At 67.1% G+C, this 13,226-nt stretch carries 15 protein-coding genes; 11 read left to right on the forward strand and 4 right to left on the reverse strand.

Features of this window, described 5'->3' with window-relative positions; genetic code table 11:
* Together QNJ12_RS05025 and QNJ12_RS05030 are read right to left on the reverse strand one after the other, a co-directional pair.
* On the reverse strand, positions 1-631 hold a 631-nt coding region (locus QNJ12_RS05025; protein ID WP_300619687.1), incomplete at its 3' end, for an ImmA/IrrE family metallo-endopeptidase.
* A 134-nt stretch (positions 632-765) separates the two neighbouring features.
* A complete protein-coding gene (locus tag QNJ12_RS05030; protein WP_300619690.1) occupies positions 766-1,116 on the reverse strand; it encodes a helix-turn-helix transcriptional regulator in 351 nt (116 codons plus the stop codon).
* A 177-nt stretch (positions 1,117-1,293) separates the two neighbouring features.
* Between QNJ12_RS05030 and QNJ12_RS05035 the strand changes: the two genes are divergently transcribed.
* From QNJ12_RS05035 to QNJ12_RS05060, 7 genes are all read left to right on the forward strand, one after another.
* The gene (locus QNJ12_RS05035) at positions 1,294-1,770 is read left to right on the forward strand and encodes a multiubiquitin domain-containing protein (protein ID WP_300619693.1); all 477 of its coding nucleotides are present in this window, start codon (positions 1,294-1,296) and stop codon (positions 1,768-1,770) included.
* Positions 1,767-2,147 (forward strand): E2/UBC family protein, encoded by a 381-nt coding sequence (locus tag QNJ12_RS05040; protein WP_300619696.1) that lies wholly within the window; start codon positions 1,767-1,769, stop codon positions 2,145-2,147. The genes QNJ12_RS05035 and QNJ12_RS05040 overlap by 4 nt, the downstream gene beginning before the upstream one ends.
* Before the next feature lie 119 nt (positions 2,148-2,266).
* On the forward strand, positions 2,267-3,505 hold the full coding sequence (locus tag QNJ12_RS05045) for a ThiF family adenylyltransferase (RefSeq protein ID WP_300619699.1): 1,239 nt from the start codon (positions 2,267-2,269) through the stop codon (positions 3,503-3,505).
* Positions 3,502-3,855, forward strand: coding sequence for a DUF6527 family protein (locus QNJ12_RS23690; protein WP_367281752.1), 354 nt, complete (start codon positions 3,502-3,504; stop codon positions 3,853-3,855). The genes QNJ12_RS05045 and QNJ12_RS23690 overlap by 4 nt, the downstream gene beginning before the upstream one ends.
* A 432-nt stretch (positions 3,856-4,287) precedes the next feature.
* Complete coding sequence (locus QNJ12_RS05050) at positions 4,288-4,695, forward strand: heavy metal-responsive transcriptional regulator (RefSeq protein ID WP_300619702.1); 408 nt, start codon at positions 4,288-4,290, stop codon at positions 4,693-4,695.
* 316 nt (positions 4,696-5,011) lie between these two features.
* The gene (locus tag QNJ12_RS05055; RefSeq protein WP_367281753.1) at positions 5,012-6,961 is read left to right on the forward strand and encodes a copper-translocating P-type ATPase; all 1,950 of its coding nucleotides are present in this window, start codon (positions 5,012-5,014) and stop codon (positions 6,959-6,961) included.
* Positions 6,962-7,329: 368 nt separating this feature from the next.
* Positions 7,330-7,617: a DUF411 domain-containing protein gene (locus tag QNJ12_RS05060; RefSeq protein ID WP_300619708.1), complete on the forward strand. Its 288-nt coding sequence runs from the start codon at positions 7,330-7,332 to the stop codon at positions 7,615-7,617.
* Positions 7,618-7,643: 26 nt separating this feature from the next.
* Here QNJ12_RS05060 and QNJ12_RS05065 read toward each other — a convergent pair whose 3' ends face one another.
* Positions 7,644-8,510 (reverse strand): M56 family metallopeptidase, encoded by an 867-nt coding sequence (locus tag QNJ12_RS05065; RefSeq protein WP_300619711.1) that lies wholly within the window; start codon positions 8,508-8,510, stop codon positions 7,644-7,646.
* The gene (locus QNJ12_RS05070) at positions 8,507-8,857 is read right to left on the reverse strand and encodes a BlaI/MecI/CopY family transcriptional regulator (protein WP_300619714.1); all 351 of its coding nucleotides are present in this window, start codon (positions 8,855-8,857) and stop codon (positions 8,507-8,509) included. Before QNJ12_RS05070 ends, QNJ12_RS05065 begins: the two co-directional genes overlap by 4 nt.
* A 425-nt stretch (positions 8,858-9,282) precedes the next feature.
* Here QNJ12_RS05070 and QNJ12_RS05075 point away from each other — a divergent pair, with 425 nt between their 5' ends.
* From QNJ12_RS05075 to QNJ12_RS05090, 4 genes are all read left to right on the forward strand, one after another.
* Entirely contained in the window at positions 9,283-10,887 is a 1,605-nt protein-coding gene (locus QNJ12_RS05075) for a CopD family protein (protein WP_300619717.1), read from the forward strand.
* 115 nt (positions 10,888-11,002) lie between these two features.
* Complete coding sequence (locus tag QNJ12_RS05080; protein WP_300619720.1) at positions 11,003-11,578, forward strand: TMEM165/GDT1 family protein; 576 nt, start codon at positions 11,003-11,005, stop codon at positions 11,576-11,578.
* A gap of 312 nt (positions 11,579-11,890) precedes the next feature.
* On the forward strand, positions 11,891-12,622 hold the full coding sequence (locus QNJ12_RS05085; RefSeq protein WP_300619723.1) for a DUF433 domain-containing protein: 732 nt from the start codon (positions 11,891-11,893) through the stop codon (positions 12,620-12,622).
* 8 nt (positions 12,623-12,630) lie between these two features.
* A complete protein-coding gene (locus tag QNJ12_RS05090) occupies positions 12,631-13,029 on the forward strand; it encodes a hypothetical protein (RefSeq protein WP_300619726.1) in 399 nt (132 codons plus the stop codon).
* The last annotated feature ends 197 nt before the right edge of the window (positions 13,030-13,226 follow it).

Below are 13,226 nucleotides of genomic sequence, written 5' to 3' on the forward strand. Positions count from 1 at the left end.
GGGCGAGATCGGTCAGCAGCATGTCGCCCCCACCGTTGTCGGCGCCCGCAAACGCATAGTCGTCGACGCCGATCCGGGTCGGAAGCCGCCGCCGACCGAACTGGCGACGCCACGGACCCGAATCGATGTGCTCGTGTCGACGCCGTCGGCCGCCCACGTCGAGCGTCGGATCCATGACCAGACCGCATGCAGGGACATCGAGGCCCTCGACCCAGCGTCGAAACGACGCATGAATGGATGCCCCAAACATGGCTGAAAGCTCGACCGGTGTGGCGAGGTCGATCGGGAAGTCGCCTGCGACGCGTCGGAACAGGTCGAGTTGGAACAAGATCTCCGCGCCGCCTTGATTGGCTTCGCGCTCGAATCGGTTGGTGACCGTCGCGGCCAACGTCTGGGATGTGTCGCCAAGAACCTGCAGATCGCGCTGCCACGGGAAGATGTCGTGGGCGACCTCGTGACACGTCACGAAGTTCTCACGACCGGCCGAGCTGCTCGGGTCGATCTGAATCACCCGCTCCCGACGATCGAGGACACCGACAACCTTGCGGGCCGCACTGCGCAACAGCTTGCGGAGATGCTTGGGTGCCTTGGCGATCATCGAGTCCGACAGCAGCACCTGGTCGGTCTTCACGAGCCCGGCAGCGGACACGATGTCTGCGACCGGCGTCGGCAGCCGCTCGTTGACATCTGCGATCCGCAGCAGCCGCTCAACGCTCGAGGCGATGTCGTCGCCGTTGTCGAGATCGCCCAGCACCCGAGCTTGCCCTATCCGCGTTCCGAACTGCGCTGATCTCGAAGGTGGGAGATGAACGCAGCAACTGCGCGGCGTTCGTCGTCGCTGAGATCCGAGCTGGCCAACGCATGCTCGAACGGACTCGCGGCGCCGCTGCCGCCGTCGGGGACCACATAGCCAGCGAGGCGCATCAGTTCGGCGTACGGCACGTTCAGGGTCGCGGCCAACCGATGCAAGATGTTCGGCGACGGATTCCGGACTTCGCCGCCCTCGAGCTTCTGCAGGTACGTCGTCGAGATCTCTGCCGGTTCGGCGACGGCCTTCAGCGAGAGCCCCAAGGCCGAGCGGACACTGCGCAACTGCTCACCGAGTTCGCTGGCCACGGCATGTCGTCCCGGTCGATGTGTACACCATGATTGTGATCGTACACCAAAGAGGTTGCGACGTCCATGGCTGACCACTATAGTGGTCGACGTCACCTCAAGAGGTGGTGCTGCGAAGACCCCTTCGCAGCCGCTCGTTCGCCCCAACCGGCGAGCCTCGTAGAAACGAGAAGCACGATGCCAGATCACGACAACCGGGGCCGCCAGCGCTTCCGTCTCGACGACCACCGGATCCGTGTGCCCCGTCACCCCGTCACTCCCGCACAGCTGCGCCAACTCGTCGACCCGCCCCTTGCTGACTCGACACAGCTCTGGCGCGACACCGACGGCGGCGTCGACGAGCAGCTCGTCGAGGATGAGCCAGTCACGGTCCGTCGGGGCGACGTGTTCTACTCCGCGGGCCCCGATGGGGCGCACCCCCGCGACCTGTGGATCATTATCGACGGCAGCAAGATCGACGTCGAAGCGCTATCAATGACCGAGACGCAGCTGCGTCAGCTCGTCGACCCGCCAATCCCCACCGACCGTGCGCTCTACCGCGACATCGATGGTGCGCCCGACGAACGCATCGATCACGACGAGGTCGTCACGCTGCGGCGCGGGGCCGAGTTCTTCTCAGTGCCCCACATCACGGCCGGCCGGTGTTCGCGATGAGAGCTTCAGACGAGCAGTACCTCGACGAGAGCGGCCTCACCTGGTCGGCCAACCAGGACGGCGAGATGGTCAACCTAATCATCGAAGACTGGCCTGTTCCTAGCGGACTCGAACCCGAGGTCACGGCGCTGCTCATCCGGCTTCCGGCCACGTTCAACGCGGCCGCGCCCGACATGTTCTGGTGCGACCCGCCCGTCGTCGGACCGAACGGGGCGGCACCAGCAGCCACGCAGGTCCGCAACCAGTTCGACGGCCGTACGTGGCAACGCTGGAGCCGCCACATCGGAGCAGCGTGGCGACCCGGCATCGACAACGTGGCCAGCTACCTCGGCTACGTCGCGCAAGCGATGGCGCAAGCAGCTCAGGCGGCAGCATGAGGTCCCGACTCGCGCTCCACTGTCGGGATGCGAACCCACTCATCGAAGCGCTCGCAGGCCCCGTCGAGACCGCCGCGATCGGAAGAGGCCGCCTGACACGAAGCGTTGACGACCACACAGTGGTCGTCACCGACATCACCTTCGTGGCTGACGAGGGCTACCTCGAGCGCTCGGCAACGCACCTCACACTCCGCCCCGAGGGATGGTCACCGGTCTGCCGGCAGATTTCGCTCGCCGGAGATGTCCCCGTCCTCCTGCACACGCACCCGAACGGGTCGGCGGCGTTCTCGGCACGCGACGACACCTTTGACCGCACCGTCGGCGCCGAGCTCCGTCGAACGGCCGGCAGCGACGTCGTCGTGTCCGTCGTCGTCGCCGGCACACCCGCTGCGCCACGTTTCGTCGCACGTCTCGTCACAGCCGACCAGTTTCGAGGTGTCGACGTCATTCGGATCGTGGGTGACCGCGTCGACATCCACCTGCCCGACGACGCCGCACCGTTGCGCGACGATGTGCACGACCGAGCGATCCGGGCGCTCGGCAAGCGTGGCAAGCGCACTCTCGGCTCGCTGCGAGTTGGCTTCGCAGGCGCCGGTGGTACCGGCTCGCCCGCGATCGAGCAGGTCGCCCGCCTCGGCGTCGGTGAAGAACTCGTCATCGACAACGACGTCGTAACCGCCTCGACCGTGTCGCGCGGCTACGGCACCACGCTGAATGACCTCGGCCGCCCCAAGGTCGACGTCGTCGCCGAGCACATCGCCCGGATGGGGCTGGACACGACAGTCGTGGCGCTCAACCAGGACATCCGGACAGAGTCATCGAGACTGGCGCTCGCCCAATGCGACGTCGTGTTCGGGTGCACCGACAGCCACGCCTCCCGAATCGTGCTCTCCCGACTCGCGTACCTCCACCTCGTACCCGTCATCGACCTCGGCGTCGTCGTCGCCAACACGGCCGGGCGGCTCAACGGTTGGGGCCGAGTGACATGGGCCGCACCCGGAGCGGCCTGCCTGTTGTGCGGCGGGCACATCGACCCCCAGATCGCCGCAACCGAGTCGCTCGACCCAACCGAACGTCGACGGCTCGCTGCCGAAGGCTATGTGCCCGACCTCGACGAACCCGCTCCCTCGGTCATCGCGTACACCACGATGGTCGCCGCCGAAGGAGTCGCTGAGTTCCTCGACCGGTTCCTTGACCTCCACTCCCACGACGGTGCATCCGAAACCCTTCTGCAACTCAGCGCACACAAGAAGCGGCGCAGCAAGCCGCACCCGCGCACTGGGTGCATCTGCAACGAACCCATCCAATGGGGAACCGGTCGAGCCGAGGTCGACCTCGACCTGCTCTGGGCGTCATGATCGGTCGGCGACCCCGATTCACCACCATCAGACAGGTTGACCGCCGCGCAGACATCGGCGACATCGCTCGTCGCGAACTTGTACTGCTCCCGAACAAGTGGCTGATCTTCCGGTGCCCGTGCGACACCGGCCACGAGGTCCACCTCAACATGGACGTACAGCGACACCCATCCTGGACGCTTGACCCAGCCAACATCTCGGTTCGTCCGTCCGTCATTGCCGCTGGCCCCGAACGCAGATGTCACTACTTCATCGTTGGCGGCCGCGTCCGAGCGTGCCCCGACGACCGCACCACATCGGAACCGCAATGGCGGCTCTGGCTTCGATCGTTGATCGCAACCATCCGCTGAAAGGTGTGGCGGCGTGCCATGGGTGTGCCATTCTCAACGGTCAACAGGGGTCAGGACCGGCTAATCTCACGGACGGGCAACAGTCCACAAACCACCAGGTCATGGTGCGAAAGTGCAGCATGACAGGCCGGTCGGCGAGGTCGGAACATCATCTTCCCAAGCTGAGAACGCGAGTTCGATTCTCGTCACCCGCTCCCAGCAACACCTGATCGATGAGCTGAGAGCCTGCAGTGGGCCAGCCTCTCGAAGCCGGCGTGCCTCACCGCTGAGGCACGACCGGCCGTCTCCTGGCTCGACGGCCGCCCTCCTTCAAGGCAAGATCCTGGTCAGCGGCGTGCGGCCTCACGGACGGCCATACGTTCTCAGCCTGTCTTGCCTGATGGTCCCTCGCACCGTGGACGGCATGGCGAGTCGCCTGGCTACCGTGGTCGTGTGTCGATCGGTGAGTTGGCTCGTGCTGCGGGGGTGTCGATCAAGACGGTCCGCTACTACGAGTCGATCGGGTTGCTGCCCGAGCCACGGCGGACGCCGGCTGGTCACCGGGTGTACAGCTCGGAGATGGTGGATCGGATCGGGTTCATCCGTCGGGCGCAGTCGAGTGGGTTATCGTTGACCGAGATCGGCTCGGTGTTGGAGATCAAGGACGCTGGCGGCCGCTCGTGTGAGCACACCCGTGCGCTGTTGGAGGATCATCTCGCGCACCTGGATGCCCAGATGGAGGAACTGCGGGTGACGCGCCGTGAGGTCGCCACGCTGGCTGAGCGGGCTGCCGAGCTGGATCCGTCGGCGTGTACGGATCCGCACCGCTGCCAGGTGTTGTCGAGCGAGCCCGCTCGCTGAGACGCAGCACCTCGGCAGACGTGATGTGACGAACGTCATATTGTCCTGCCCCTGAGGGGAGGTTTCTAGCGTGGTTCCCGTTCACCGCAGTGGAACGCGAAAGGACGCAGACATGGCTTCTCATCGAACCGACACCGATCCGGTGACGCTGGCGGCCGCCGCTGCTCCGGGGGTCGATGCGCTGGTGCACGAGCACTCGGGCGGCGACCACGGCGACCAGTCCGACACAACCCCGTCCAGCGATCACGGCGATCACGGCGAGCACGACGACCGAGGGGATCACGCCGAGCACCAGGGTCACGGGGATCACGCCGAGATGTTCCGGCGGCTGTTCTGGCGCAACTTGGTCCTGGCGATCCCGGTGATCACATTCTCCGAGATGGTGCAGGACTGGTTCGGGTACACCCTGGAGTTCCCGGGATCGGCGTGGATCCCACCGGTTCTGGGCACGGTCATCTACCTCGACGGCGGCCGCCCGTTCCTGACCGGCGGCGTCGATGAAGCGCGCTCCCGGCAGCCGGGCATGATGCTGCTGATCGCGATGGCGATCACCGTCGCCTTCGTTGCGTCGGTCGTGTCGCTCACCGACTTGATCGACCTCGAGTTCTGGTGGGAACTGGCTGCGCTCGTGGTGATCATGCTGCTCGGTCACTGGCAGGAGATGAAGGCCATCGGCCAGGCGCAGGGAGCGCTTGCGGCGCTGGCGGAGCTGTTGCCCGACGACGCCGAACGCATCTCCGACACCGGCGAGATCGACACGGTGCCGGTCGCCGATCTCGCGGTCGGCGACCGGCTGCTGGTCCGCTCCGGAGCACGGATTCCGGCCGATGGCACGATCTTCGACGGTGCCGTGGAGGTCGATGAATCGATGCTCACGGGCGAGTCGAACCCGGTCGCGAAGGACGAAGGCGACCAGGTCGTGGCGGGATCGGTCGCGACCGACAACTCGATCCGGATGCGCGTGGACGCAGTCGGTGACGACACTGCGCTCGGTGGCATCCAGCGCCTCGTCACCGAAGCGCAGACGTCGAGGTCCCGTGCGCAGGCGTTGGCCGACCGGGCGGCGGCGCTGTTGTTCTATGTCGCTGTCGCCGCAGCGGTGATCACGGTGATCGTGTGGCTCGTCGTCGGTGAGCCCGACGAGGCGCTGATCCGCACGATCACGGTGTTGATCATCGCCTGCCCGCACGCCCTGGGCTTGGCGATCCCGCTCGTCATCTCGCTGTCGACTGCCAAGGCGGCGCGGAACGGCATCTTGGTCAAGGACCGTCTCGCCCTCGAGCGGATGCGCACGATCGACACGGTGCTGTTCGACAAGACCGGCACCCTGACCGCGGGCGAACACGAGGTCACCGATCTCGCCGCCGCCGACGGTGACTCCGAGCGCCTCCTTGCCGTGGCAGCTGCTGTCGAGGCCGACTCCGAGCACCCGCTCGCCCGCGCCATCTTCCGTGCGGCGAGCGATCGCCAGATCGACCCGCCGCCGGCGCGCGACTTCCAGTCGATGACCGGCCGCGGCGTGACCGCCGTCGTCGACGGGCAGCAGATCGCGATCGGCGGGCCCGCCATGCTCCGCCACCTCGATCTCGCACCACCCCAAGACTCGGAACGTCAGATCGCCGAATGGGAAGCACGCGGCGCTGCGGTGCTCCATGTGGTCGCAGACGGCACCGTCGTCGGGTCGCTCGCACTCGAGGACGCCATCCGGCCAGAAGCGCGAGCCGCGGTCGAGCGACTCCACCGCCGCGGCGTTCGGGTCGGCATGATCACCGGTGACTCCGAGGCGGTCGCCAACCACGTCGCCGACGAGCTCGGCATCGACGATGTCCGCGCCGAGGTACTCCCTCAGGACAAGGACGCGATCGTCGCCGAACTGCAGCGTGGCGGACGCAGCGTTGCGATGGTCGGCGACGGCGTCAACGACGCCCCGGCCCTCGCCCGCGCGGACGTCGGCCTCGCCATCGGCGCCGGCACCGACGTTGCGATCGAATCAGCTGGCGTCGTGCTCGCGTCCTCCGACCCGCGCAATGTCGTCGGCGTCATTGCGCTGTCGCACGCCAGCTACCGGAAGATGATCCAGAATCTCGTGTGGGCGACTGGCTACAACGCCGCCGCCATCCCGCTCGCCGCGGGCGTCCTCGCACCCATCGGTTTCGTGCTCCCGCCGGCTGTCGGCGCAGCGATGATGAGCCTGTCGACGATCATCGTCGCCCTGAACGCTCAACTCCTTCGCCGCCTCGACCTCGCACCCGAGCGCACCACGTGACAACTCGACCGTGTCGAGTTCGACATCACTGATCAGGCTGAACACCTCGTCTCCAGCGAGGTCCCGTCAGCGCCGACGGAACTCCGACGATGTGTCGTAGTATCGTGTGGGTGACGTCTTCGGACCGAGTCCGCAACCGGGAACTGAGCCGGCGAGCGTTGCTGCGCGGTACCGCTGTCGTGTCCATCGGCGCGATCGTGGCGGCCTGCGGTGCCAGTGGTGACTCCTTGCCGTCGGCGGCCTCCCCTGCGAGCGATGCTGGAGACGGTGCTCGAGCTCTCGGTGGCGAGCCGCTCGAGGTGTGGCGCGATCCGGGTTGAGGATGTTGCACCGGCTGGGTCGGGTACCTGGCAGAACGAAACGTCGACGTGACCGTCGAGGACGATCCGGACCGCCGCAGCCGTCGACAGGAACTGGGCATCCCCGATGCTGCGGCGTCGTGCCACACCGCTCTCGTGGCCGGCTATGCCATCGAGGGGCACGTGCCGATCCAGGCGATCGAACGGCTGCTCGCTGACCGGCCCGACGTGGTCGGGCTGACCGTCCCCGGCATGCCGGGTGACTCACCCGGCATGGGCGGCGACGAGTCGACCTGGTCGACCCAGGACGTCTTCGCCATCGGCCGCGACGGCGCGCTGACGGCGTTCGGCTACTGACCCCTCGGCGTCGAATCGCAGTACGGCTACGGCAGGAGATGGTGCGCGAACACGGCGCTGTGATGGAGCTGGTAGAGGGCGAGGGCAAGTGTCACGATCGTGAGTGCGCTGGCCTGCAGGCGCGATGTGACCGAGGGCGCCGCCGGCTCGAGCAGTGCCGACGCGCGGGCCGCTGGCCCGCGGCCATCGAACCCGAGCACGCCGGCCGGGACGGTCGTGGCCATCGCGACCTTGGCGATCGTGTGCGCAGCGAGCCGCCGATCGTTGCCGGTTCGCCGGAGCGCGGCCTCGTCGGCCCACCGTTCGAGCGCGAAGTCGAGCCGGCGAGCGATCACATGCGTCGGCGGGACGAACGCGACCGCGAGCAGACCGAGGAGCTTGTAGCGATCGTGGCGGTGGCGAGCATGGGCTCGTTCGTGCTCGATGACGACGGCGTACTCGTCGTCGTCGAGTGCGCGACGGAGACCAGTTGAGACGGCGATCGTCCCGGCCGGCCCCGGGATGGTGTAGGCAAACGCGTCGTCGGATTCGACGGTCTGCATCGGTGGCGTGTCGACGCAACGCAGGCGGCGATGCAACAGCACCACCCGAACGGCGCGTACGGTGCCGGTGATCGCCAACCCCAGCGATACCCCACCGATGATCGCACCCGCGGGCGTGTGGTCGGGCAAGAGATGGTACGACCAGTCGACGACAGGGTTGTGCAGATCGGTGTGGGCGATACCCGACAGACCGATCAGCCACAGCGTCGGTACGGTTGCGGTCACGACGCTGGCGAGGAGGACTGCGTGGATGCGAGCGCCGACCACAGGCTCGAGGCGGCCAGCGGCGAGGCTGCCGACGATGCTGATGACGAGCACGCCAGCAAGGGGAAGCGCGACGAAGTCGATCATCGGGTCCCGTCGAGCAGTTCGAGGAGCTGTGCGGCTTCGTCCGCGTCGAGCGAGTTGGCGAAGCCAGCGAGCGCGGAGGCTCGATCCTGAGCGGCGTCGAGCACGGACCGAATACGGCTCGCAGTCAGATCGGCCTCGCTCACCGCGGTGTAGAGGAAGACGCGCCCGTGACGCTCCCGGGATGCCTGGCCCTTGTCGCAGAGCCGGCCGAGGATCGTCGCGATGCTCGTGTACGCGAGATCGGTCTGCATCTGCTCGATGACGTCGGCGGGTGAGGCCGGGCGACCGAGTTCCCAGAGCGCTCGGAGCACGTCCGCCTCGAGCGCTCCGTCCTGTCGTCTCGTCATGTCGTCATCGACTCGTTTCCGGGTTGGTGTCCGACGCCAGCCGGCTCCTTCGCAGCGCTGATCATGCTACGACTCGGAGGCGCGCGGATTCTCAACCTGCGGCCCCGAGAACTCTACAACTACATCGTGTCGCAGTGTCGCTCGTGTGGATCGACCGGCGCCGGGCACATGAGGAACCGTCGAAGCACGCGCCACACACACCGAGCGGAACCTCAATGAGCATCGGGCTCCTCGTGCTCGGAGTGACACTGCTCGCGATCGCCTGGGCCTTGTTGACCGATCAGCGACCGGCCAAGCCGTCGATTGCCCGGCGGCCTTCGGATTCCAACGCCCGAGACGCGGATCAACCGGGCGCACGGGACGGGTGATCGTGCTCGTGCGCCGCGCGACGCAAAGTACGACATCACGTCGTAGAGTGGCCCGCCATGTCGCAGCGGCACCAACAGCACCGTCGGCGCATCGGACGGCGCCTGCTCGCGATCACGGTCGCGATCCTCGCCGTCGTCCTGGTGGCGGCTGAGCCCGCTGCAGCGCACACCGGCTTCGAGTCCTCGGACCCCGCAGACGGCGCAGTCGTGACCGAGCCGGTCGACGTCGTCACGATCACGTTCACCGGCGAGGCGACACCGGTCGGCGACGAGTTCGTGGCACTGAACGCCGCCGGCGAGTTGCAGGAACCCATCGACGTGACCACCACGGACGATCGAGTCTTCGCCGTCCGATTCGACCCACCACTCGCCGGCGGAAGGGTCGGCATCCGGTGGAACGTCCAAGCCGCAGACGCCCATCCGATCGACGGGGCGTTCTCCTTCACCGTCGACGCACCCGCACCGACGACAACGATCACCACCACCACGACGTTGGCGCCCGCCGTCGACGAGGCCGCCGACAACACGATCGAGACCGACACTGCGCCAGCAACCTCCGCACCGCCAGAGGAGCCGCCGGCGACCACGGCCGCCGAGCCGGTCGCCGCAGCCGAACCGACCTCGACGACACCACCTCCCGACACGTCCGCCAGCGGCACGACACTCGAGGAGTTCCTCAGCGTCGACGCAACCCAGCCCGGCGAGACCACGGCGACCGTCGGACGGGTGATCGGACTCATCGGTGTGGCAGTCGGCCTCGGAGCGCTCGCCTTCGCCGCGACCACCCTGCGAGGGAGGCGCGGCGAGGTCACCACGATGCTCATCGCAGTTCGGGCACTCGGGGTTGTGATCGCCGTCGGTGCTGTGATCGAGTACGTCGGCGTGAGCCGAATCGCCGGCGAATCGCTGACCGAGGGATGGTCGACGACATCGGGGTTCGCCACCGTGCTCCGCCTGATCGGCGGTCTCGGTCTCGCGGCCGGGCTGGCCGGCACGCTCACACCCACGGGGCCGTCGGCGGCTGCGGGCGCTCGGGCGCTGTCGGCCATGGCGCTCGACGAACGCCCGCCGGCAGAGACTTCCGAGGGAAGCCCTGCTCCGAGACTGGTTCGTTGGATTCCCGACAGCAGGTCGTGGCCCGCTCTCGGCGGCGCCGCTGTGATCCTGGCGTCGTTCTGGTTCGACGGCCACACCGTCAGCAAGGGATTCCGCCCGCTGCACGCCCTCGTGAACACCGTGCATGTCGCCACCGGGACCGTCTGGGTCGGTGGGGTCCTGTCGATGGCCGCCGTGCTGTGGATGCGCACCCGCCGTGGTGAGGCGCTGCGGGGAGCGGAGATGGTGGTCCGATTCTCGAAGATCGCCACGATCGCGCTAGTTGCAGTCCTCGCTGCAGGGGCTGCGATGGCGTTCCTCGTCCTCGATTCGTTCTCGGAGCTGACGAGCACCGAGTGGGGCAAGATCCTGCTCCTCAAGAGCGCCGCAGTCGGTCTGGCGATCGTCGGTGGCGCGTACAACCACTTCCGGCTGCTGCCGGCACTCGATGCCGACCCGGACGCGCCCGAGTTGCAGACCGAGCTGCGATCCACCGTGACCGCCGAGGCCATCGTGCTCGTGTTCGTCGTCACGGTCACCGCCTGGCTCGTCGCCGCAGCGTCCTAGCCGAATCACCGCAACACACGGAGTGAGGGCCTCGCCCCTCGAGCGCCTTCACGTCCCGTACAGCACGAGCGGGTTGTCCTGCACTCTTGGCGGCAGCGGTGGAAGGCTCGGGGCCATGGCCGATCTGGTTCCCGCGATGATGCTGGTGTTCGCTGCTGAGCTCGGCGACAAGACGCAGCTCGTCGCGCTCGGTCTCGGTGCTCGCTATCGGCTGCGATTGGTCTTGGCGGGAATTGCGATCGCGTATCTCGCCGCAGGCGTGGTGTCGGTGGCGGTCGGCGCCCTGATCGGGGCGGCGCTCCCGACGCGTGCAGTGAGCATCGGTGGTGGTTTGTTGTTCATCGGCTTCGCGATCTGGACGATTGTGCAGCCCAGCAGCAACCAGGAGACGGGCTCGGAAGTGGCCCGGGCGGCAGAGGGCGGCGCGACCCGTGTGGTGTCATCCGTAGCGGTTGCCATGTTCATCGCCGAGTTCGGTGACAAGACGATGCTGGCAACGGCGACCCTGGCATCGCGTGGAAATCCGGTCGCGGTGTTCGTGGGCGCCACGGTCGGCATCTTCCTCGCGGGCGCACTTGGCGTTTACGCCGGACGGGCTGTGGGACGCCGGCTCTCCGACCGCACTGTCCGCAGCGGCAGCGCTGCGCTCTTCGGGGTCTTCGGGGTAGCGCTCATCGCGTCCGCAATCTGAACTCCCAGCTCTGCTGGAAGAAACACGGGCACTGCTGCGCGTTCGAGGCCGTGCCTCAGCCGTGCCTCACGCAACGGTCAACAGCGGTCAACACCGGGGAGCGTCGGCAGTGCTCGAAGCAAGCGAATCACCAGCACAACGCACGTTTCCCCAGGTCACAGCCCTCCCGGCCAGTGAGGCACGCTTGAGGCACGGCGCCCCGCTCGAAACGCTGTAAGAAGGTCATTGTCCAGGGCAGATTCCGTCGATGAACATCCGCTGGGCAGGCTGAGGTTCTTCGCGGCGCCTGGCTCCGGCAACGCTGAACGTGCGATGAACAGCCAATCGGCGACACCCCTCGGGCATGATTGGGGCGTGAGCTCGGCCCCTTCCATCCTCGAACGTCCGGTGTATGGCATCGGCGAGGCAGCGCATCTCCTTGGTCTGCGGACCGACCGCACGCGGGCCTGGCTGGACGGGTACGAGCGAGCCGGCACCTCGTATGCGCCGGTGATCCGACCTGAACGGACGGGCGATGAGGTCGTCACGTGGGGTGAGTTCGTCGAGCTCGGTTATCTCCGTGAGTATCGGCGCAAGGACGTGCCGCTTCAGCGGCTCCGACCGGTCATCGAGGAGCTTCGTCGAGTCCTCGGGACGCCGTACCCGCTCGCAACAGCCAAGCCGTATGTCTTCGACAAGGAGCTGGTGCTCGACGTTCAAGAGCGTGCGGGCGTTCCGTCGTCGATCGCCATCGTGATTCGCTCGGGCCAAGAGATCATGATGACGCCGGAGACCAATCGGTTCTTCAAGAAGGTGGAGTTCGACCCTGGAGCGTCGGCGAGCGCCTTGCGCATTCGACCTGCGGGGGCTGCGTCGCCGGTGGTCATCGATCCGCTCGTTCGATTCGGCCAGCCTGCTGTCGAAGGTGTCGCGACCGAACGGCTGTGGGAGCTCTTCGACGCTGGTGAACCGCTCGCCGCAATCGCCGACGGCTACGACATTGATCTGGAACAAGTCAGGGCCGCCGTGGCCTACGAGGAACAGTTCCGCACCTTGGCGGCGTAGAGCCAGCGATGGTCGCCAGGTTCTTCGTCGACGAGAACGACCTGGCGCTCGGCAAAGCACTCGCCGCACTCCACGGTGACGTCGTGTACCCCGGCCACCCGGACTTGCCCGAAGTTCCGAGGCAGACCGAGGACGACGTCTGGCTCGAGGTCATCGGGCGCCGACGTCTCGTCGTGATCACACGCGACAAGAAGATCCGCTACCGTCCAGTCGAGAAGCAAGCGTGGGTCACGCACCAGGTCCGAGGCTTCGTACTGACCGGGCGCAGCAGCCAGGCAACCGCCGACAGCCTTGCGATCCTCGAGACTCACTGGACGGCAATCAGCGCCATCGTGGCCGAGAACCCGCAGGGCCCCTGGATGTTCGGCCTCACGAGCGGAGCGCTCAGGCCCATACCGCTCGGGTGACCGCGAGTTCGCTGTCGGTCGAGACCACGAACGTGCAGTATCGAGCCGATCGACGAGCACAGTCGTGCCGATCCCGGTCGGGTCGGACTAGCTCGGAGGCCCAAAGATATGGGCGGCTCCAGCGCGAGGGAACGCCGGATATGCGGTGGGAGCAGCCGCGTTGATGACCGGAGTCAGGGCGGGGGCCGAGGGACCCT

This window comes from Ilumatobacter sp. (assembly GCF_030065885.1).
Classification (GTDB): domain Bacteria; phylum Actinomycetota; class Acidimicrobiia; order Acidimicrobiales; family Ilumatobacteraceae; genus Ilumatobacter.

Bases quoted from the DNA above. Each gene is read 5' to 3' on its own strand.
- QNJ12_RS05080 (WP_300619720.1), top strand. From the start codon at position 11,003: ATGGCCGATCTGGTTCCCGCGATGATGCTGGTGTTCGCTGCTGAGCTC.
- QNJ12_RS23690 (WP_367281752.1), top strand. From the start codon at position 3,502: ATGATCGGTCGGCGACCCCGATTCACCACCATCAGACAGGTTGACCGC.
- QNJ12_RS05070 (WP_300619714.1), bottom strand. From the start codon at position 8,857: ATGACGAGACGACAGGACGGAGCGCTCGAGGCGGACGTGCTCCGAGCG.
- QNJ12_RS05055 (WP_367281753.1), top strand. From the start codon at position 5,012: ATGTTCCGGCGGCTGTTCTGGCGCAACTTGGTCCTGGCGATCCCGGTG.
- QNJ12_RS05090 (WP_300619726.1), top strand. From the start codon at position 12,631: ATGGTCGCCAGGTTCTTCGTCGACGAGAACGACCTGGCGCTCGGCAAA.
- QNJ12_RS05065 (WP_300619711.1), bottom strand. From the start codon at position 8,510: ATGATCGACTTCGTCGCGCTTCCCCTTGCTGGCGTGCTCGTCATCAGC.
- QNJ12_RS05040 (WP_300619696.1), top strand. From the start codon at position 1,767: ATGAGAGCTTCAGACGAGCAGTACCTCGACGAGAGCGGCCTCACCTGG.
- QNJ12_RS05035 (WP_300619693.1), top strand. From the start codon at position 1,294: ATGCCAGATCACGACAACCGGGGCCGCCAGCGCTTCCGTCTCGACGAC.
- QNJ12_RS05075 (WP_300619717.1), top strand. From the start codon at position 9,283: ATGTCGCAGCGGCACCAACAGCACCGTCGGCGCATCGGACGGCGCCTG.
- QNJ12_RS05085 (WP_300619723.1), top strand. From the start codon at position 11,891: ATGAACAGCCAATCGGCGACACCCCTCGGGCATGATTGGGGCGTGAGC.